Annotated in this window: 21 protein-coding genes; 19 read left to right on the top strand and 2 right to left on the bottom strand. The window is 73.2% G+C overall.

From position 1 onward, the window contains the following. Positions 1 to 57: 57 nt before the first annotated feature. The 5 genes from ligD (at position 58) to E4P39_RS14180 (ending at position 5,920) form a co-directional block, all read left to right on the top strand. Positions 58 to 978 carry a non-homologous end-joining DNA ligase gene (ligD, locus tag E4P39_RS14160; protein ID WP_135137217.1) on the top strand — a complete coding sequence of 307 codons (921 nt, stop codon included), beginning with the start codon at positions 58 to 60 and terminating at the stop codon, positions 976 to 978. Positions 979 to 1,011: 33 nt separating this feature from the next. Next, positions 1,012 to 1,911 (top strand): formyltetrahydrofolate deformylase, encoded by a 900-nt coding sequence (purU, locus tag E4P39_RS14165; protein ID WP_135137218.1) that lies wholly within the window; start codon positions 1,012 to 1,014, stop codon positions 1,909 to 1,911. A gap of 159 nt (positions 1,912 to 2,070) precedes the next feature. Next, positions 2,071 to 2,592 (top strand): Fur family transcriptional regulator, encoded by a 522-nt coding sequence (locus E4P39_RS14170; protein ID WP_280790863.1) that lies wholly within the window; start codon positions 2,071 to 2,073, stop codon positions 2,590 to 2,592. Beyond that, positions 2,589 to 4,256: a catalase gene (locus E4P39_RS14175; RefSeq protein ID WP_135137219.1), complete on the top strand. Its 1,668-nt coding sequence runs from the start codon at positions 2,589 to 2,591 to the stop codon at positions 4,254 to 4,256. Before E4P39_RS14170 ends, E4P39_RS14175 begins: the two co-directional genes overlap by 4 nt. A gap of 365 nt (positions 4,257 to 4,621) precedes the next feature. Further along, positions 4,622 to 5,920, top strand: a complete 1,299-nt coding sequence (locus E4P39_RS14180; RefSeq protein WP_135137267.1) for an aromatic acid/H+ symport family MFS transporter — start codon at positions 4,622 to 4,624, stop codon at positions 5,918 to 5,920. A gap of 155 nt (positions 5,921 to 6,075) precedes the next feature. Here the strand turns inward: E4P39_RS14180 and E4P39_RS14185 are convergent, their stop codons facing one another. Together E4P39_RS14185 and E4P39_RS14190 are read right to left on the bottom strand one after the other, a co-directional pair. Further along, on the bottom strand, positions 6,076 to 7,026 hold the full coding sequence (locus tag E4P39_RS14185; RefSeq protein ID WP_135137220.1) for a PAC2 family protein: 951 nt from the start codon (positions 7,024 to 7,026) through the stop codon (positions 6,076 to 6,078). A gap of 97 nt (positions 7,027 to 7,123) precedes the next feature. Then, positions 7,124 to 8,401 (bottom strand): AI-2E family transporter, encoded by a 1,278-nt coding sequence (locus tag E4P39_RS14190; RefSeq protein ID WP_135137221.1) that lies wholly within the window; start codon positions 8,399 to 8,401, stop codon positions 7,124 to 7,126. Between the two features lie 76 nt (positions 8,402 to 8,477). Here E4P39_RS14190 and E4P39_RS14195 point away from each other — a divergent pair, with 76 nt between their 5' ends. The 14 genes from E4P39_RS14195 (at position 8,478) to E4P39_RS14260 (ending at position 19,984) form a co-directional block, all read left to right on the top strand. Beyond that, positions 8,478 to 8,945, top strand: coding sequence for a PPOX class F420-dependent oxidoreductase (locus E4P39_RS14195; RefSeq protein WP_135137222.1), 468 nt, complete (start codon positions 8,478 to 8,480; stop codon positions 8,943 to 8,945). 38 nt (positions 8,946 to 8,983) lie between these two features. Beyond that, on the top strand, positions 8,984 to 9,571 hold the full coding sequence (locus tag E4P39_RS14200) for a hypothetical protein (RefSeq protein ID WP_135137223.1): 588 nt from the start codon (positions 8,984 to 8,986) through the stop codon (positions 9,569 to 9,571). Further along, positions 9,568 to 10,089: a hypothetical protein gene (locus E4P39_RS14205; protein ID WP_135137224.1), complete on the top strand. Its 522-nt coding sequence runs from the start codon at positions 9,568 to 9,570 to the stop codon at positions 10,087 to 10,089. The genes E4P39_RS14200 and E4P39_RS14205 overlap by 4 nt, the downstream gene beginning before the upstream one ends. Positions 10,090 to 10,197: 108 nt before the next feature. Further along, on the top strand, positions 10,198 to 10,857 hold the full coding sequence (locus E4P39_RS14210; protein WP_135137225.1) for a peptidoglycan-binding protein: 660 nt from the start codon (positions 10,198 to 10,200) through the stop codon (positions 10,855 to 10,857). Positions 10,858 to 10,882: 25 nt separating this feature from the next. Next, entirely contained in the window at positions 10,883 to 13,327 is a 2,445-nt protein-coding gene (locus E4P39_RS14215) for a M50 family metallopeptidase (RefSeq protein ID WP_135137226.1), read from the top strand. A 72-nt stretch (positions 13,328 to 13,399) separates the two neighbouring features. Continuing rightward, positions 13,400 to 13,942 carry a hypothetical protein gene (locus tag E4P39_RS14220; RefSeq protein WP_135137227.1) on the top strand — a complete coding sequence of 181 codons (543 nt, stop codon included), beginning with the start codon at positions 13,400 to 13,402 and terminating at the stop codon, positions 13,940 to 13,942. 41 nt (positions 13,943 to 13,983) lie between these two features. Continuing rightward, the gene (locus tag E4P39_RS14225; protein WP_135137228.1) at positions 13,984 to 14,739 is read left to right on the top strand and encodes a dienelactone hydrolase family protein; all 756 of its coding nucleotides are present in this window, start codon (positions 13,984 to 13,986) and stop codon (positions 14,737 to 14,739) included. Between the two features lie 55 nt (positions 14,740 to 14,794). Next, positions 14,795 to 15,193, top strand: a complete 399-nt coding sequence (locus E4P39_RS14230) for an ankyrin repeat domain-containing protein (protein ID WP_135137229.1) — start codon at positions 14,795 to 14,797, stop codon at positions 15,191 to 15,193. Between the two features lie 173 nt (positions 15,194 to 15,366). Continuing rightward, positions 15,367 to 16,638, top strand: coding sequence for an AI-2E family transporter (locus E4P39_RS14235; protein ID WP_135137230.1), 1,272 nt, complete (start codon positions 15,367 to 15,369; stop codon positions 16,636 to 16,638). Positions 16,639 to 16,750: 112 nt separating this feature from the next. Further along, the gene (locus tag E4P39_RS14240; protein WP_135137231.1) at positions 16,751 to 17,014 is read left to right on the top strand and encodes a hypothetical protein; all 264 of its coding nucleotides are present in this window, start codon (positions 16,751 to 16,753) and stop codon (positions 17,012 to 17,014) included. Positions 17,015 to 17,117: 103 nt separating this feature from the next. Then, a complete protein-coding gene (locus E4P39_RS14245; RefSeq protein WP_135137232.1) occupies positions 17,118 to 17,537 on the top strand; it encodes a DUF350 domain-containing protein in 420 nt (139 codons plus the stop codon). 112 nt (positions 17,538 to 17,649) lie between these two features. Continuing rightward, positions 17,650 to 18,426 (top strand): 3-oxoacyl-ACP reductase FabG, encoded by a 777-nt coding sequence (fabG, locus tag E4P39_RS14250; protein WP_135137233.1) that lies wholly within the window; start codon positions 17,650 to 17,652, stop codon positions 18,424 to 18,426. Positions 18,427 to 18,502: 76 nt separating this feature from the next. Continuing rightward, positions 18,503 to 19,267 (top strand): crotonase/enoyl-CoA hydratase family protein, encoded by a 765-nt coding sequence (locus tag E4P39_RS14255; protein WP_135137234.1) that lies wholly within the window; start codon positions 18,503 to 18,505, stop codon positions 19,265 to 19,267. 96 nt (positions 19,268 to 19,363) lie between these two features. Further along, entirely contained in the window at positions 19,364 to 19,984 is a 621-nt protein-coding gene (locus E4P39_RS14260) for a GDSL-type esterase/lipase family protein (protein WP_135137235.1), read from the top strand. The last annotated feature ends 6 nt before the right edge of the window (positions 19,985 to 19,990 follow it).

Genomic DNA, 19,990 nt, shown 5'->3' on the forward strand with positions numbered 1-19,990 from the left:
TCGCAGCGAGGAACGAGCGAGGAGCGGAGCGCTCCGCGGGAGCGAACTGGTGACGGCATGAAGAAGCAGCGGGTGGAGATCGACGGCCGGACGCTGTCGGTGTCCAACCTGGAGAAGGTCCTGTTCCCCGAGGTCGCGTTCACCAAGGCGCAGGTCATCGACTACTACGTGCGCGTCGCGCCCGTGCTGCTGCCGCACCTGGCCGGCCGGCCGGTCACCTTCACCCGCTGGCCCGACGGCGTCGAGGGGCAGACGTTCTTCGAGAAGAACAGCGCCCGGCACGCGCCGGAGTGGGTGCGCCGGGTGACCATCCCCAGCCCGGGCAGCTCGACCGGCCGGGAGACGCTGGACATGGTCGTCCTGGAGTCGGTCGCCGACCTGGCGTGGTCGGCCAACCTGGCGGCGCTGGAGATCCACGTGCCGCAGTGGCAGGTCGACGACGACGGCGTCCCGCAGCTGCCGGACCTGCTCGTGCTCGACCTCGACCCGGGCCCCGACACCGGGCTGGCGGAGTGCTGCGCCGTGGCCGAGCGGCTGGGCGCACGGCTGGAGGCCGACGGCCTGGACCCGGTGGTGAAGACGTCGGGGTCCAAGGGCATGCAGGTCTACGCGCCCATCGAGGCGGCCGACCGGGACCACCCCAGCCGGTACGCGAAGGCGCTCGCCCAGGAGCTCTCGAACGAGACGCCCGACGACGTGGTCTGGCGGATGGAGAAGGTGCTCCGCCCGGGCAAGGTGCTGATCGACTGGAGCCAGAACAACCCGGCGAAGACGACGGTCGCCCCCTACTCGCTGCGCGCCCGGCCGCACGCCACGGTGTCCACGCCGATCGGCTGGGACGAGGTGGACGCGGTGCGCGAGGGCGCCGACCCGGCCACCCTGCGCTTCCGCGCCGACGACGTCCTGGCGCGCGTCGAGGAGTACGGCGACCTGTTCGACGTCGCCGGTGCGCGGCGGGCCGCGCTGCCCGAGGTCTGAGCGGTCGCGGGCGGTCTGGGACGATTCCGCACCATGTCGCCTGGGGAGTCCGCCGCCGGCCCGCCCGATCCCCGCTTCACCGACGTGGGGCGCCTCGTCGTCCGCTGCCCGGACCGGCCGGGCATCGTCGCCGTCCTCAGTGGGCTCATGGCCGAGGTCGGCGCCAACATCACCGACTCCCAGCAGCACTCCTCCGACCCCTACGGCGGCACGTTCTTCCTGCGGCTGGAGTTCCACCTCACGGGCCTGCCCGCGCGACGGGCGGAGCTGGAACAGCGGCTGGCCACGCTGGCGGGGGAGTGGGGGATGGTCTGGCGGCTCGTCGACGCCTCGCACCGGCCGACGCTGGCGGTCTTCGTGAGCAGGACCGACCACGTGCTCCAGGAGCTGATCTACCGGGTGCGCGCCGGCGACCTGCGCGCCGAGATCAGCTGCGTCGTCTCCAACCACCGTGACCTCGAGCCGGTCGCGGTCGGCGCGGGCATCCCGTTCCACCATGTCCCTGTGACCCCGGAGTCCAAGGCCAAGGCCGAGGCCGAGGCGGCGGCGCTCGGGCTGCTCGGGGACGTCGACCTGGTGGTCCTCGCGCGGTACATGCAGATCCTCTCGGCGGACTTCTGCGGCCGGTTCCCCGAGCGGCTGATCAACATCCACCACAGCTTCCTGCCGGCCTTCGTCGGGGCGAACCCGTACCAGGCGGCGCACGACCGGGGCGTGAAGCTGATCGGCGCGACGGCGCACTACGTGACCGCCGAGCTGGACGCCGGGCCGATCATCGAGCAGGAGGTCGCCCGGGTCGACCACCGCGCGACGGTGGAGGACATGCGCCGGGTCGGCCGCTACGTCGAACGCCAGGTCCTGGCCCAGGCGGTCACCTGGCACGTCGAGGACCGGGTGATCGTCGACGGCGAGAAGACCATCGTCTTCGCCTGAGGCCGCCCCTCCGCTTTCGGTACCGAAAAGCCGGGCGCCGTCCCTCCGCCTCCGGTACCGAAAGCCGGGCGCCGTCCCTCCGCTTCCGGTACCGAAAGCGGAACCGTGGCGCCGGGGGACAGCGGGAGCCTCCGGGCACGCAGATCCTTGATTTGACTGATGCAAGACAACGGCGTTGAGTGGTCGCTGATGGAGACGACCCGGGCGCACCAGCTCCGAGCGGTCGGGCTGCGCGTGACGCGGCCCCGGCTCTCGGTGCTCGACGTCCTGGCCGACCGCCCGCACGCCGACGCCGACACGATCGTCACCGCCGCCCGTGCGGCGCACCCGTCGCTGTCGCCGCAGGCCGTCTACGGCGTCCTCCGCGCGCTGGTGGAGCGCGGCCTGGCCCGGCGGATCGAGCCGGCGGGCGCCCCGGCGCTGTTCGAGCTCCGGGTCGCCGACAACCACCATCACCTGGTCTGCCGCTCGTGCGGTGCCGTCGCGGATGTCGACTGCGCCGTCGGGGCGGCTCCCTGCCTGGACCCCTCGGACACGGCGGGCTTCGTCGTCGACGAGGCCGAGGTCGTGTTCTGGGGACTGTGCCGTGACTGTCAGGTCGCGGGCTCTCCAGGGATCGCAGTTCCGGCAGGTGCAGTGCAGTTTTCCGCGCAGGAAACCCGAGGAGGAGCAATCGCATGACCGACGTCGCATCGCAGGGCCCAGCCGCCAGCGAGGCCGACCGGGCCGTCCTGACCAACCGTCAGGGCCACCCCGTCTACGACAACCAGAACTCGCGCACGGTGGGCGCCCGTGGCCCTGCGACCCTGGAGAACTACCAGTTCCTCGAGAAGATCAGCCACTTCGACCGTGAGCGCATCCCCGAGCGCGTCGTCCACGCCCGCGGCGTCACCGCGTTAGGCGTCTTCGAGGCCGACGGCACCGTCGGCGACGAGCCGATCGCGACGTACACCCGCGCCAAGCTCTTCTCGGAGAAGGGCAAGAAGACCGACGTCGCCCTGCGGTTCTCCACCGTGGCCGGTGGCCGGGACTCCTCGGAGGTCGCCCGCGACCCGCGCGGATTCGCGGTGAAGTTCTACACCGAGGACGGCAACTGGGACCTCGTCGGTAACAACCTGGGCGTCTTCTTCATCCGCGACGCGATCAAGTTCCCCGACTTCATCCACTCGCAGAAGCCCGACCCGGTCACCTTCGAGGCCAGCGTGGCCCAGCGCGCGTTCGACTTCATCAGCCAGACCCCCGAGGCCATGCACATGGTCACGCTGGTCTTCGGCCCGCGCGGCATCCCGGCCAGCTACCGGCACATGCAGGGCTTCGGCGTGAACACCTACAAGTGGGTCAACGCCGCCGGCGAGACCCAGCTGGTCAAGTACCACTGGCTGCCCAAGCAGGGCGTGACGTCGCTGACCGCCGTCGAGGCCTCCGCCGTCCAGGCGCAGACCCTTGGATCGCACACCAAGGACCTCTACGACGCCATCGAGGCCGGCGACTTCCCCCAGTGGGAGCTGCATGTCCAGCTCATGGACGACCACGACCACCCCGAGCTGGACTTCGACCCGCTCGACGACACCAAGGTGTGGCCGGAGGAGCTATTCCCGCTGCGCAAGGTCGGCACGATGACGCTGAACCGCATGCCGGAGAACTTCTTCACCGAGAACGAGCAGATCGCGTTCGGCACCGGTGTGCTGGTCGACGGGCTGGACTTCTCCGACGACAAGATGCTGGTCGGCCGGACGTTCTCCTACTCCGACACCCAGCGGTACCGCGTCGGCCCGAACTACCTGCAGCTGCCGGTGAACCAGGCCAAGAACGCCCGCGTGGCCACCAACCAGCGCGACGGGCAGATGGCCTACGGCGTCGACCTCGGCGAGGGTCAGAACCCGCACGTGAACTACGAGCCGTCGATCACCGGTGGACTGCGTGAGGCGACCTACCCGACGCACGACGAGCAGGGTCCGGAGATCGTCGGCCGGCTCACCCGCAAGCGGATCCCGCGCACCAACGACTACGCGCAGGCCGGTGAGCGGTACCTGCTCAGCGAGCAGTGGGAGAAGGACGACCTGGTGACGAACCTGGTCGGCGCCCTGTCCCAGTGCAACCGGGACATCCAGGAGCGGATGGTCTGGCACCTGTTCATGTGCGAGGACGAGCTAGGCCAGCGGGTCGGCGAGGGCATCGGCATCTCTGCGGACGACGTCCGTGGGCTTGCCCCGCTGCAGACCCAGACGCTCACCGAGGACGAGCTCCAGCGGGCCGCCAACCTCGGAAAGAACGGTCCCCGTGACGTCACGGGGCACGTGATGACGCACTGCGTGCCGAACTCCCGGATCGGTGCCTCGATCTGAGGTAGCCACATCCCCTGAGCAGCGGGCCGCGACCGGATCGGTCGCGGCCCGCTGTGTCCTGCACATTGTCGTCCTCCGGACGACGACCGCGGCCAGGTGACGTCCCCGGCTCACGGTGAGCCGCTGCGTCGTGCCTGCGCGGAACCCTCCGGGCCCCACTCGCCACGACAGTGCCGGGCGCCTGCGCGGAACCCTCCGGGCCCCACTCGGCACGACGGTGCCGGGCGTGCGTCCGCGCACACGCTCGCCGCCGTGTCGCGGCCAGGTTCCGTCCCGCCTCACGCTCGCCGCTGCGTCGGGCCTGAGCGGACCCCTCCGGGGCCCGCTCGTCAGGACAACCGGCGGTGGCGGACTACCTTGCCCGCGTGCACACCTCCTCCGGTACCGCTGCCCGTGCGACCGGGTGGGTCGCCCCGCTCTGCTGGATCGCCGTCCTCCTCGACGGCTTCGACCTCGTCGTGGTCGGCACCGTGGTCCCGGTGCTGCAGCAGCCCGACGAATGGGCGCTGACCGGCGCGGGCACGACCTTCGTCATCACGATCGGCCTGGTCGGGATGATGATCGGCGCCCTCACCGTCGGCGCCCTCACCGACCTGGTGGGCCGGCGGAAGTCCCTGATCGGGGCGGTCACGTTCTTCTCCCTGCTGACCCTGGCCTGCGCCTTCGCGCCGAACGAGGTCGTGTTCGGCATCCTGCGCTTCCTCGCCGGCCTCGGTCTGGGCGGCTGCCTGCCGACGGCGATCGCGATGGTCAACGAGTTCAGCCGCAGCGGGCGCAGCGGCCGGGCCACCACGACGGTCATGACCGGCTACCACGTGGGCGCCGTTACCACCGCCGCACTCGCGATCGTGGTCATCCCGAAGCTGGGGTGGGAGTGGATGTTCGTCCTGGGCGCGCTGCCGGCCGTCGTCCTCGTGCCGCTCATGCTGCGGTCGCTGCCCGAGTCGGCCGCCTATCTGGTCGCCCACGGCCGCCGGGCAGAGGCCGAGGAGGTCGCCCGCCGATACGGCCTTGAACTGGAGGACCCCGCCGCCCCGGTCGCGTCGCACGCCGGCGAGACCGCCGGCGCGACGCTCAAGACGCTGTTCGCCGCCGGCTACCTGCGCAACACAGTGGTCATCGGTGTGACGTCGTTCATGGGGCTGCTGCTGGTCTACGGCCTCAACAGCTGGTTGCCGACGATCATGCGGGAGGCCGACTACGAGCTCGGCGACGCCCTGGCCTTCCTGCTGGTGCTCAACCTGGGTGCCATCGCCGGTCTCTTCGTGGCCGGGAAGGTCGCCGACCGGATCGGCGCGCGGGCGGCCGGCATCGGATGGTTCGGCGGCGCGGCGGTGTTCCTCGCACTGCTCTCGATCCGGCTCCCGATCGGGGGCATCTACGTGATGGTGTTCCTGACCGGATGCTTCGTGTTCAGCGCCCAGGTCCTCGTCTACGCGTTCGTCAGCGCCAACCACCCGCCGCAGGTGCGCGCCACCGCCCTCGGCTGGTCGGCCGGAGCGGGGCGGATCGGCGCCATCGTCGGCCCGGTGATCACCGGCGCCCTGTTCGCCGCCGGGATCGCCTTCCCGTGGGGCTTCTACGTCTTCGCCGTGGTGGGTGCGCTGGGGGCCGCGTCCCTGGCCGTCGCGAGGACAGTGCGCCTCCGGACCGCGACGCGGTGACACGGCGGTCCTCCGGACCGCAACGCGGTGACACGGCGGTCCTCCGGACCGCAACGCGGCCAGGTGCCGTCCCCCGGATAGCAAGGAGCCCCTGCGTCGCTCGATCGCGGAGACCTCCGGCCCCCACTCCTCACGACATCCGATGGTGCGTCCGGTTACTCCCGCGGGCGCTTGCGGTCCTGGTCGGCGAGGAAGCGCTCGAACTCCGCGCCGATCTCCTCGGCGCTGGGCACCTCACCGGTCGCGCCCAGCAGGTCGGTGCCCTCCCGGGCGGCGGTGAACGTGTCGTACTGCTGCTCCAGGGCGGCGACCACGGCGGTGTTGTCGGCCGAGCGCGCGATCTGCTCGTCGATCTCGGTCCGGTTCGCCTCGGCGGCCTCACGGAGCGCCTCGATGGGCAGGTGCAGGCCGGTGAGCTGCTCGAGGTGCTCCAGCAGGGTCACCGAGGCCGCCGGGTAGGTGGCCTGGGCCAGGTAGTGCGGCACGTGGGCGGCCACCCCGAGGGCGTCGACCTCGGCTTCGCCGAGCCGCAGCTCGAGCAGGGCGGAGATGTGACCCGGGATGCGCATCTCGCCCCAGTACACGGGATAGGAGTCGATGAGGCCGCGCCGCGTCGCATGAGCCGTCACGGTGACCGGACGGGTGTGGGGGACCGGCATCGGGATGGCCTGCAGTGCGACCACCGAGGTCACGCCGAGGCGCGCCACGAGTTGCGCGACCGCCGCGACGAAGCGTTCCCAGGCGTAGTCGGGCTCGGTTCCGTGCAGCAGCAGGAACGGCAGCCCGGCGTCGTCCTCCATGGCGTACAGCAGGATCTCCGGCGCCGCGAAGGACTCGTAGCGGTCGGCGTTGAACGTCATCCGAGGCCGGTGGGCCCGGTAGTCCACCAAACTGTCGACGTCGAAGCGGGCGATCACCTCGTGCGGGAGACCGGCCAGCAGGTGGGCCCCGGCCAGGGCGCCGGCGTGGGCGGCGTCGAAGTCGCCCGCGAGGTCGTGCACCAGCACCAGGCCACTGCGCTCGGCCGGTTCGCCGGCGGCGGCCTCGGTGAGGAAGCGCTCGGCCTCGGGGAGCAGGTCGACGAGCTCCTCCGGTCGCTGGGCCACGGTCGGGTCTCCTCGGGTCGGTGCGGACGGTCTACCGCTGCAGCCCGCATGGGCCCCGCCGCATTCCCATCGTCCCCCGCGCGGCGGCGGGACGCCCTCAGCGGTCCGGCTGGTCCTCCGGCGGCTCCACCCGGTCGTGGACCACCTCGGTGCCGGCGTCGTCCCCCGTGACCCGGGGCCGGGTGCCGTCGTCGGCGACCTCCGGGGACTTGTCGTCGAGCTCGTCCCGGACGTACCGGTAGACGACGGCGATGAGTGCGGCGACCGGCACCGCGAGGAAGGCGCCGGTGATACCGGCCAGCTGGCTGCCGGCGGTCACGGCGAGGATGACCACGGCGGCGTGCAGGTTGAGCCCGCGCCCCTGGATGATCGGCTGCAGCACGTTGCCCTCGATCTGCTGCACGAGGACGACGAGGGCCAGCACGATCAGCGCCGTCGTGAAGCCCTGGCTCACCAGCGCGACGAGCACGGCGAAGGCGCCGGCCACGAAGGCACCGATGATCGGGATGAACCCGCCCAGGAACGTGAGCACGGCCAGCGGGAGCACCAGCGGGACGCCCAGGATCAGCAGGCCGATGCCGATGAACACCGCATCGATGAACCCGACGAGCGCCTGCTGGCGGATGAACTCCGACAGCGTCGCCCAGGTCTTCTGGGACAGGGCGGCCACGTGGGGGGCGGCCCGCGGGCCCGTCTGTGCGGACAGCCACGGCACCCAGCGGGGACCGTCCTTGAGGAAGAAGAAGACGAGCAGCAGCGCGAGGATCAGGTTCAGCAGGCTGTTCCCGACCACAGTGGCGCCGGTCAGGGCGGCGCCGGCGATGCTCTGCGCGTTCTCCTGCAGCGAGTTGATGGCGTCGTCGACGGCCTGTCCCACCTGGTCCTCGCCCAGGTTGAACGGCGGGCCGCTGAGCCATTCCTGGATGTCCTGGAGCCCGGTCGTGGCCTGGTCGATGAGGTCGCCCACCTGGCTGCCGACCTGCGGCGCGACCGCGGCGATGACCCCGCCGAAGGCGGCCAGGAAGCCCAGGAGCACCACGGCGGAGGCCAGCGCCGGCGGCCAGCCGCGCTTCCGGAGGAACCGGGTGGGCGGCCACAGCACCGTGGCGAAGAGCAGGCCCAGCACGACCGGCAGCAGGATGCCCCAGAGCTTGCCGAGGACGTAGCCCACGAGCACGACCGCCGCGACGATGAGCAGCAGCTGGCCGGAGGCGACCGCGAGCTTGCGGGTCGCTGCCTGCAGCTTCGGGCCCCGGCCGGCCGACGGCGCGGGGGCGGTCGTCGCGCCCTCGACGGCGTCGGGCCTGCCCCCGGCCCGATCCGGGGTCGCGGACTCCGGCTGCTCGGGAGTGCGGCCTGGTAGACGGAGCCTCATGCCCTCGATCAGAACACACCGGGCGCACCGGGACCGGCCGATGCGGACTGTCGTCACCCAGACGTAGCGTCCCGGTATGCCGAAGACCGCCACCGCCGACCGGGTCGACCGCGACGCCCTGCTCGCGTTCCTCCGCCCTCGCCACCAGGCAGTTCTCATGACCCGCAGGCGCGAGCGCGGTGCACAGCTGTCCCCGGTCACCTGCGGGGTCGACGGCGAGGGCCGGATCGTCGTCTCCACGTATCCGCAGCGCGCCAAGGTGGCCAACGCCCGCCGGAACCCGGAGGTCTCGCTGTGCGTCCTGTCGCCGGAGTGGGACGGCCCCTGGGTGCAGGTGGACGGCCGGGCCGAGGTGCTCGAGCTGCCCGACGCGCTCGAACCGTTCGTCGAGTACTACCGGTCGATCAGCGGCGAGCACCCCGACTGGGACGAGTACCGCGCCGCCATGACCAGGCAGGGCAAGGCGCTGCTGCGGATCACGGTCACCGGGTGGGGTCCCGTGGCCACGGGCGGTTTCCCGCCCGAGGTCATCGACAAGCTCTGAGGCTTGCATATGCCCAAGAAAGGTGTCAGGCTTGCCGAGTGCCGTACGTGCTCACGGTCGACCAGCGGGCCAGCCGCCGGAACGCCGACCGCGTTCCGGAGGCCCTCGCGCTGCTCGGCGGAACCGTACCGACCGTTCTCGCTTTCGAGCGGACGACCGGTGACGAGTTCCAGGGGGTCCTCGCCGAGCCTGACGACGTCGTGGGCGTCGTCCTCCGGCTCGTCCGGCACGGCGGATGGAGCATCGGCATCGGGGCCGGCACCGTGCAGACCCCGCTGCCGCGCAGCACCCGGGCGGGCACCGGCCAGGCCTTCCTCAGCGCCCGGCGGGCCGTCGAGGCCGCCAAGCAGCGACCGACCCGCCTGGCCGTGCGGGGTGCCGTGCCGGCGGAAGCTTCGGACGCGCAGGCCGTGCTGAGCGCGCTGGCCGTCGTCGTCGAGCGGCGGAGCGGGCAGGCCTGGCAGGCGATCGCGCTCGTGGACGCGGGACGCACCCAGGCGGAGGCGGCGGCCGAGCTCGGGATCTCCCGGCAGGCGGTGGGACAGCGGCTCGCGGCCGGCCTGTGGGACCTCGAGCGCGACCTGCGGCCCACCGCCGCGCGGCTGCTCGCGCGGGCGGCCGGATGAGCGTCGCGGCCCTCGTCGTCCTCGGCTGCACCGCCGCCGGTGGCCTGCTCCTCACCGCCCGGGGCGAACGTCGCCGCTCGACCTGGGGCGCTGCGGTCCTCACCCTGCTGCTCTCCGCCTCCGGCGTCCTCGCCTGGGTCGCCGGCGGCGCGTCCGACGGGATCGAGGAGGCCGCCGCGGTCGTCGCCGTCCTCGCGGCGGTCCTCGGCGGGGGCCCGGTGGCCACCGCCGTGCTGCGGGCGGCCGATCCGGCCGCCATCGGGGTCACCGGCGGCCCGCAGGACCCGGACGTCCTGCGCGGGGGGACGTGGATCGGGTTCCTCGAGCGCGCCGCGGTCGGCGCCACCATCCTGGCGGGCTCCGCCGAGGGGCTGGTCGTGGTCCTGGCGGTCAAGGGTCTCGGGCGGTACGCCGAGCTGCGGGCCCCGGCGGCCGCCGAGCGCTTCATCATCGGCACGCTGGCCAGTGCGCTGTGGGCGGCGGCCTGCGTCGGCGTCGCGATCCTGCTGCGCGGCTGAGCCCGGGTCGGGTCGCCTGATCGGGGGACGACCCGATTGCCGCGCTGACCAGCGGCTACCTACCCTCCGTTGACCGTACGGAGCGCCCGCTCCGGAGAAGGAGGAGCCGTGGCCCAGGACGACGCACTTCGACCGCTCTCCCCGGAGGAGCTCGCCGCCGAGACCGGGGCGGCCCTGCCGGACAAGGAGGTCATCTCCCTGCTCGATCTCAATGCGGACGTCGACCTCGCCCTGGACGCCGCCGCGCCCATCGACCTCGCGGTCGCCGCCAACGCCAACGTCGCGGCACCGATCGACGCGGCCGTGGCGGCCAACGTCCTGTCCGTGGGCTCCAACGCGCAGGCGCTCGCCGACCAGGGCGTGATCATCGACCAGGGGATCACCGGCGAGGCCGTCGCGAACGCGCCGCAGGACAGCACCATCGACCAGTCCGGCGACCCGGCCGACACGACGGAGCCGGCTCCGGCTCCCGCCCCGGCGCCGGGCGGCACGGACGGCGCGACCGAGACCGTCGGCGACCCGCTGTCCGGCGACCTGCTCGACGTGAACGTCGACCTCGCGGCCGACCTGAACCTCGCCGCCCCGATCGCCGGTGCCGTCGCGGCGAACGCCAACGTGGCCGCCCCGATCGACGCCGCGGTCGCGGCCAACATCGGCTCCGTCGGTTCCGAGGCGACCGCGCTGGCGCAGCAGGACGCGATCATCACCCAGGACATCGACGCGAACGCGGAGGCGACGGCGGACCAGCAGTCCGACATCACGCAGTGAACGGTGACCTGCTGAGCCCACGCGGATGAGCGATCCGAAGACGACCCCGATCCCGGTCGCGGGGGCCGCGCCCACCCGGGCGCTCCCCGCGACGGGCGGCGAGGTCCTGGTCAGGGCGGCGGGGATCGAGCTGCTCGGGGAGACGCCGGGCTCCGGCTACCGGAACCCGCCCGCCCTGGTCCGCCGTGCCGACGGCCAGGTCATCACGCTGACGCCCCTGCTCCAGCAGGTGCTGCTCGCCGTCGACGGGCGGCGGACCGTCGACGAGGTGGCCGGCGAGGTCAGTGCCTCGTCCGGACGGCTGGTGCGCGGCGACGACGTCCGCCAGCTCGTGGACGCGTCGCTGCGGCCGCTCGGCCTGCTGCTCCGCGCCGACGGGACCGAGCCGGAGCTCCGCCGGTCGGATCCGCTGCTCGCGCTGTCGTTCCGCCGGGTCGTCACCGACCCGGCCGTCACGCGCCGGCTGACGGCGCCGTTCGCCCTGCTGTTCTCACCGCTGTTCGTCGTGCCCGTGGTGCTGGCGTTCGGCGCGATCTCCGGCTGGGTGCTGTTCTCCCAGGGGCTCGCGGCGGCGACTGCCCAGGCCTTCGGCAACCCGGCGCTCTTCCTCGCCGTCGTCGTGCTCACGGTGCTGTCGGCCGGGTTCCACGAGTTCGGGCATGCGGCGGCCGCCCGCTACGGCGGCTCCACCCCCGGCGCGATGGGGTTCGGCTTCTACCTCTTCTGGCCGGCGTTCTACACCGATGTCACCGACAGCTACCGCCTCGGGCGGGGCGGCCGGGTGCGCACGGACCTCGGCGGCCTCTACTTCAACGCGCTCGTCGTCCTGGCGGTGTTCGGGGTCTGGTGGCTGACCGGCTGGCACGCCGTCCTGCTGATCGTGGCCACGCAGATCCTGCAGATGGTCCGGCAGCTCCTGCCGCTGCTGCGCTTCGACGGCTACCACGTGCTCGCCGACCTCACCGGCGTCCCTGACCTCTACCAGCGCATCGGCCCGATCATGACCGGCCTGCTGCCGGGGCGGTGGCACCAGCCGGAGGCCACGGCGCTCAAGCCCTGGGCACGCGCCGTCGTCGTGACCTGGATCCTGCTCGTCGTCCCGCTGATGGCCGGCTCCCTGCTGCTGATGGTCCTGGCGCTCCCGCGGCTGCTGGCGTCGGCGTGGGCCGGGGTCCAGCGGCAGGCCGGTCTGCTGGGGGCCGCCTTCGACGAGGGCGACATCCTCGGCGTGCTGGCGCGGGCGCTGGCCGTCGTGGTCGTCGTGCTGCCCATCCTGGGTCTGCTGTACGTCCTGGCCCGCCTGGCGCGCAGTGCCGCCGTCGGGGTGTGGCGGCGCACGGAGGACCGGCCCACCCGCCGGGCCCTGGCCCTGCTCCTGGCCGCGGCGCTCGTCCTCGGGCTCGGCTGGGCGTGGTGGCCCGCCGAGGACCGCTACCGCCCGGTGCGGGCCTTCGAGGGCGGCACGGTGCTCGATGCGGTCACGGCCGCCGGCAGCGGCCCGCTCGAGGCGGGCTCGCAGGGCGCGGCTCCCACCATCTGGCCCGAGGACGCCGGACCGCTCCCCACCGAGGACCGGCCCGCGCTGGCCATGGTGCTGGTCCCCGCGGCGGACGGCGCGGCAGGCGCCGACGGCGTCGACGGCGGGGGAGCCGCGGAGGGTGACGGGGACGGTGCGGGAGCCGCGGCCGGCGACGGGGACGCCGCCGTCGAGGCGCCCACGTGGGTCTTCCCGTTCAACCGGCCGCCGGCACCGGGGGAGGGGGACAACCAGGCCCTCGCCGTCAACACCGAGGACGGCTCGGTGGTCTACGACGTCACCTTCGCCCTGGTCTGGGCCGACGAGGACGCCGTCCTGAACCGCAACGAGGCCTACGCCCTGGCCAGCTGCCGGGACTGCCGGACGGTCGCGGTCGCGTTCCAGGTCGTGCTCGTGGTCGGCTCGGTCGACGTCGTCGTCCCGCAGAACCTGGCCGCAGCGGTCAACTACGCCTGCCTGCAGTGCGTGACCCAGGCGCTCGCGACCCAGCTCGTCGTGAGCCTGCCCGGTGAGCTGAGCGAGGACGGCACGCGGTACCTGGCCGCCATCTGGGCCGAGCTGGCCGAGTTCGGCGAGCAGATCGAGGGAGTGCCGCTGGCCGAGCTGCGCGACCGGCTGACGGAGTTCGAGACGCGGATCCTGGACGTCGTCCGGGCCGATGCCGAGACGTCCGGCACCGAGCCCGCCCAGCCCGCCGAACCGTCGGAGGACGTCGCTGGGGAGGGTGACCCGGCGGACGGCAGCGCGCCGTCCAGCGGCTCGGCCGGGTCCACCCGGGCCGGGACGTCGGCTGCGTCGAGCGGGTCGACGGCGACCGGGGATCCCGGCCCGTCCAGCTCGGCGTCGGCGCAGACCACGACACCGGCTCCTCCGCCGAGTTCCGCGCCCGCCGAGACCACGTCGGCGACGGCGTCGTCCACTCCCAGCGGCTGAGCCGACGACGCGCGGTGCGCAGGCCTGCCAGGGAGAATGACCGGGATGTCCGATTCCCAGCCTGGAGGTCACGTGTCCGATCCCGCAGCCGGTGCCGTCCGCAACGTCGACCTGCTCGGCATCTACTGCAACGACCACCTGGCCGCCGCCACCGGCGGGATCGAATTGGTCAGCCGGATGCTCGGGCACCACCGGGGCACGGCCCTCGAGCCTCGCCTCGAGGAGCTGCTGGACGAGCTGCGGGAGGAACGGGGCGTGCTCGCCGCGTCGATGGCCGCGCTCGGCCTGCCCATCCGGCGGTACAAGCAGGTGGCCTCCTGGATCGGGGAGAAGCTGTCCCGGGGCAAGCTCAACGGGCACCTGCTGTCGCGCTCTCCGCTCAGCGACCTCGTGGAGTTCGAGTTCATCGCCACCGCCGTGCTCGCCAAGCGTGCCGGCTTCGAGTCCCTCCGTGCCCTGGCCGACCGCGACTCGCGGCTGGACGCCGACGCGCTCGACCGGATGATCGCCCAGGCGGACAAGCAGCACGGCTGGCTGGCCGACGTGCGGCGCGAGGTCGCCGGCCGGGTGTTCGGCGGGAACCCCGGGGCCGCCGACGCGGCAGCCGACAGCTGACCGCCGGTTCCCCGCCCCTGCGGCCGGTGTAGAACCGGCGCATGTGCCACGACCACGACAGCCGCCCGCCGGCCCCACCGCGTAGCGGGGACGTCGCCGAGCGGGGCGTCCTGACCCTGACTTCGGCCGACGGCACCGACTTCTCGGCCGCCTATGCCGCACCGGCGGTCCCGGCCGGTACGGGGGTGGTGCTCCTGCCCGACGTCCGTGGACTCCACCCGTTCTACGTGGCGCTCGCGGAGCAGTTCGCGCGGGCCGGCCTGCCCACCGTCGCCATCGACTGGTTCGGTCGGACCGCCGGCGTGGCCGAGGACGGCGTCCGGGACGCGGACTTCGAGTGGCAGCCGCACGTGGCGGCCGCCACTCCCGAGGGGATGGAGGCCGACATCGCCGCCGGCCTCACCTACCTGCGCGAGCGCGCCGGCGCCGATCTGCCGGTGGTCACGGTCGGGTTCTGCCTCGGAGGCAGCCTCTCCTGGCGGCAGTCGCGCGGCGACCTCGACCTCGCCGGGTGCGTGGGCTTCTACGGCAAGCCGTCGGTCGTCGGGGATGCGGCCTCCCGGGCGCACCTGCCCACCGTGATGCTGATCGCGGGCGCCGACCGGGCGACGCCCGTGGAGGAGCAGCTCGCGCTGGCCGAGACGATGCGCAACGCCGGCGCCGACGTCGACGCGGTCGTCTACGACGGCGCCCCGCACTCGTTCTTCGACCGGTCCTTCGCGGAGTGGGACGAGGCCTGCCGGGACGCGTGGGAGCACGTGCTCGCGCTCACCGACCGCGTGGCGGCCGGGCGCTGACCCCGGTCGCGTGCCCGCGAGGAGCAGCCGGACGACGGCCTCCTAGGCTGAGCGCGTGAGTGCCGAACCGATCGATCCCGGGGTCATCGAACTGGCCGGCCGGGTGTTCGACCTGGCGCGCGGTGGCTACACCGAGGAGCTGGTGGCCTACGTCGACGCCGGAGTCCCGGTGAACCTCACCAACGACAAGGGCGACACCCTGCTGATCCTCGCGGCGTACCACCAGCACCCGGACACGGTCGCGGCCCTGCTGGAGTGCAGCGCGGACCACTCGCGGGTCAACGACCGGGGCCAGACGGCGCTGGCGGCCGCGGTCTTCCGGCAGTCCGTCGAGACCGTGCAGCATCTCCTCGACGCGGGGGCCGACCCCGACGCCGGAGGCCCCAGCGCCCGGGCGACCGCCGCCTTCTTCGACCTCCCGGTCATGACCGATCTGCTGGCGGGTCACCCGTAGGAACGGTCCCGAGGCATGCGGTGATCGATCTCGGGTAGGCGACCAGGGGGAGTGGGGTGGGCATGTCAGTGCGGCCGGACGTGCGGAGCGGTGGCAAGGCCGCTCGCCCCGGGACCGTGCGCCCCGGGACGGACGGGGCGGCGACGGCCGACGTCCCGGCGTCGGATGCAGGTGTGCCTGCGGTCGACGCCGCCGCGCCGGCGGAGCCGGACACGACGGAGACCCCCGAGCCGTCGACGAGCGACGCGGCGTCGGGCTCGACATCGTTGGCGGCGCAACTGACCGCCCCTGCGATACCGCGCTGGATCCTGCTCCTCGTCGGCCTCGCGACCGCGACGACCGCGGTAGCGGGGCTGCGCGCGGTGGCCTGGCTCGTGGCCCCGGTGTTCCTGGCCCTCGTCGTCGTCGTCGCCCTGGCACCCGTCCAGGGGTGGCTGCGGCGCATCGGCGTCCCCCGATGGCTGGCGACGACTGTGCTGCTGATCCTCGTCTGGGCGGTGCTGCTGGCCTTCGTCGCGCTGCTGGTCGTCTCCGCGGCCCAGCTGGCGGCGCTGCTGCCCGACTACGCCGATCAGGCCGAGGTCCTCATCAACGAGGTCGTCACCGAGCTGAACACGGCAGGGCTCGTGTCCGGACAGCTCTCCGACCTGATCGGGCAGATCGACTACGGCCAGGTCGTCGGGCTGGCCACCGGGCTGCTCACCCAGCTCCTGGGCGCGGCCAGCACCCTCGTCCTGCTCCTGTCGGCGCTGGTGTTCATGGCGATCGAGTCCAGCGGCTTCCCCAGGCGGATGGCGCTGGTGGGGGAGGAGCGCCCGCACCTGCCGGTCGCGCTGACGCTCTTCACGCAGGGAACGCGCAGCTACCTGCTCGTGAGCACCGTCTTCGGCGCGATCGTGGCGGTCGGTGACTGGATCGCCCTGTCGATCATCGGGGTGCCGGCTGCCGCCATGTGGGGGTTGCTGGCGTTCGTCACCAACTACGTGCCCAACATCGGGTTCGTCCTCGGGGTCATGCCACCCGCGCTCCTCGGTCTGCTGGCCGGCGGATGGAGCGAGCTGATCGCCATCGTGGTCGTGTACTCGCTGCTCAACTTCGTCGTGCAGACGCTGGTCCAGCCGCGGTTCATCGGCGACTCGGTCGGGCTCTCGATGACCGTCACGTTCATCGCGCTGCTCTTCTGGAGCTGGGTGCTCGGTGCCCTGGGTGCGCTCCTGGCGATCCCGTTGACACTGCTGGTCAAGGCCCTGCTGGTGGACGTCGACCCACGGGGCCACTGGCTGGACACGCTGCTCCGCGAGGAACCGCGGGCCCCGCGGACCATGCGGGCCCGGCGGCGCATGGTCGCGCGGCGGGCCGCTCTGGCCTCCGTGCGGCGGCTGCACCATCCGCGCCGGGCGGCCCACCCGGTGGACGCCGTCGACGACCCGTCCGGCCCCGTCTGATCCGTCTCTTGGCGCAGGTCAGCACGCGTGTCGCGGAATTCCAGAGCGGTGCTCCGCGTTGGAGATCGTGTGCGGACCGGCGCTCCTGCGCGCCCCCGCGGAGGAGGCAGACATGAAGGGCGACCGGGTCGAGATCGTGATCGACGCCAGCGGGAGCACGCGGACCTACGACATCGAGGCGACGCGGGCCGGCCGGCGAGTGGAGGTCACCCATGGGCGTGGGCTGGTCGAGGTGACCGAGACGACGCGCGGTGGGACGCCGGTGCGCACCGCCAGGTTCATGGCCGGGCGGGTCCTGGCGCTCGTGGAGCACCCGGCACCGCGGCCGGCACTGGCCGACGACGCCGCGGTCACCGGTCTGCGTCCGTCGGCCTGACACCCGGCGGGCGAGCGGCCGGCTCAGGGGCCTGCGCGCAGGCGGTGGACGTGTGCGGTAGACCTTGCACGCCCGTTCGCCGTCCCCCCGGAGGTTCCGTCCCGTGCTGGAGAGCATCGGCTACGCCGTCGCCTATACCGGGGTCGGCATCGCGCTGCTGACCCTGGGCTTCTTCGCCCTCGACCTGTTGACACCCGGCCACCTCGGCCGGCACATCTACGAGCACCGGTCGGTCAACGCCGCCGTGACGCTCGCCGCAGGCTTCCTGGGCCAGGGCGCGATCGTCTTCGCCAGCATCTGGATCAGCGGCACCAGCGGGTTCGGTCAGGCCCTGCTCTACACCGTCGTCTTCGGGATCCTGGGGGTCGTGCTCCAGGCGGCCGCGTTCGTCGTCCTCGACCTGATCACCCCCGGGCGGCTCGGTGAGCACCTGATGGAGAAGGCGTTCCACCCCGCCTGCCTGGTCAGCGCCGCGGTCCAGCTGGCCGTGGCCGCGATCATCGTCGCGAGCATCTGGCCCTGACCCGGCCTCCCTCGGAGCTCCCGCTACCTCTAAGTAACCTGACGGTGGCAGCTCGGCCCGCGCCGCGGCGCACGAGCCCGGCACAGCCGGCAACCAGACGAAGGGAACCAACATGGGCGAGGCAGGCACCACCGGGGCGACGTCCCGCGTGGCCATCGTGACCGGAGCGGCGCGCGGCATCGGCGCCGCGACCGCCGTCCGGCTGGCGCAGGACGGGTTCGCCGTCGCCGTCCTCGACCTGGACGAGGCCGCCGCGAAGGGCACCGTCGAGGCGATCGAGGCCGCCGGCGGCCGGGCGCTCGCCGTCGGCGCCGACGTGAGCGACGCCGAGCAGGTCGAGACCGCGGTCAACCGGGTCGCGGCCGAGCTCGGCCCGCCGACGGTGCTGGTGAACAACGCAGGCGTCCTGCGGGACAACATGCTGTTCAAGATGTCCGACTCGGACTGGGACATCGTCATGAACGTGCACCTGCGCGGTGCCTTCCTCATGACCCGGGCCGTCCAGAAGCACATGATCGAGGCCAAGTGGGGCCGGATCGTGAGCATGTCCAGCGTCTCGGCGCTGGGCAACCGCGGCCAGGCCAACTACTCCACGGCCAAGGCCGGCCTGCAGGGGTTCACCAAGACGGTGGCGATCGAGCTGGGCAAGTTCGGGGTCACCGCCAACGCCATCGCGCCCGGGTTCATCCAGACCGAGATGACCAAGTCCACGGCCGACCGGATGGGCATCCCGTTCGACGACTTCATCAAGGGTGCCGCCGCGCAGATCCCGGTGGCCCGGGTCGGCCAGCCGGAGGACATCGCGCACCTGGTGTCCTTCCTCGTCAGCGAGGGCGCGGGCTTCGTGTCCGGTCAGGTCGTCTACGCGGCCGGCGGTCCGCGGGTCTGAGCTCCGCAGCTCCCCGCGGGGCCCGGGCAGCCACTGGCCGCCCGGGCCCCGCGCCGTTCCGGCCCAGAGGAGAACCGTGTCCGACGAGGTACTGGTCGAGCGCCGCGGCGCCGTGCAGGTCATCACCATCAACCGGCCGCAGGCACGCAACGCCCTCGACGCCGCGGTCGCGCGCGGGGTCGCCGACGCGGTCGACGAGCTCGACGCGTCCGACGCGCTGCGGGCCGGCGTGCTCACCGGGGCGGGCGGGACCTTCTCGGCCGGCATGGACCTCAAGGCGTTCCTGCGCGGTGAGGTCCCGGCGATCGAGGGCCGCGGGCTGTGCGGGATCACGGTCACGCCGCCGCGCAAGCCACTGCTGGCCGCGGTCGAGGGCTGGGCGCTGGCCGGTGGCTTCGAGCTGGTCCTCGCCTGCGATCTCGTGGTCGCGGGACGGACGGCGCGGTTCGGGGTGCCCGAGGTGACCCGGTCACTGGTCGCCGCCGGGGGAGCCGCCCTCCTGCTGCCCCAGCGTGTGCCGCGGGCCGTCGCGCTGGAGATGCTCCTGACCGGCGAGCCGATCGACGCCGAGCGGGCTGCTGCCGTCGGTCTGGTCAACCGGGTCGTCGACGAGGGGAGCGCGCTGGAGGCCGCGGTGCAGCTGGCCGGGGTCATCGCGGCGAACGGACCGCTGGCCGTGGCGGCGACGAAGCGGATCGTGCAGTCGGCGCCGTCCTGGGCTCCGGAGGACGCCTGGGCCCGCCAGGACGAGATCGTCGCGCCCGCCTTCGCCTCCGAGGACGCCCGGGAGGGATCCACGGCCTTCGCCGAGCGCCGCGCGCCCGTCTGGCGCGGCCGCTGAGCGACGTCCGCGATCCGGCCGTCGAGTTCTCCGGAACCCGTGGCCCGTCCCGTGCGGCTGGGGAACGTGCGGCGGGGACGCGGGGTTGGACAGTGCGTGGAACGGTTTCCCCTGCGGCTCGTCGTCCTCGGTGACTCGATCGGCTTCGGCACCGGGGCGCTGCGCGTCGAGGACACGCTTGGCCGCCGCCTGGCCACCGCCCTGACCACGGACGGCTTCGACGTCGACCTGCACGTCGTGGCCGTCCCCGGCGCCGCCTCGCGGGACCTCGCGGCCCAGGTCCGGCGCGCCGGGCCGCTGGACGCCGACGTCGCCGTCATCGTGATCGGCGCCAACGACCTGGCCCGCTTCGTCCCGCCGGGGCAGGCCGCGGCGTCGCTCGCCTCGGCCGTCACCGCGCTGCGCACCTCCGGCGCCGACGTCGTCGTCGTGCCCGCGCCCGACATGTCCTCGGTGCCGTTCGTGCCGCCGGCCTTCCGGGCCGCGGTGCGGGCGGCGTCCCAGCAGTTGCAGCAGCACCAGGCCGCCGCGGTGGAGGCCGCCGGCGGCCGCATGGCGGCGGTCCACGAGGTCGGAATGGCCTTCGCCGGCGATCCGGCGATGTTCTCCGCCGACCGGTTCCACCCCTCCTCGGCGGGTTACGCCGCCATCGCGGCCGCCCTCACGCCCGCCGTGCTCGCCGCCGCGCGATCCCGGCGGGGGAACGCAGCGGCCTGACCGCCG

The organism is Blastococcus sp. CT_GayMR19 (assembly GCF_004570385.1).
Classification (GTDB): domain Bacteria; phylum Actinomycetota; class Actinomycetes; order Mycobacteriales; family Geodermatophilaceae; genus Blastococcus_B.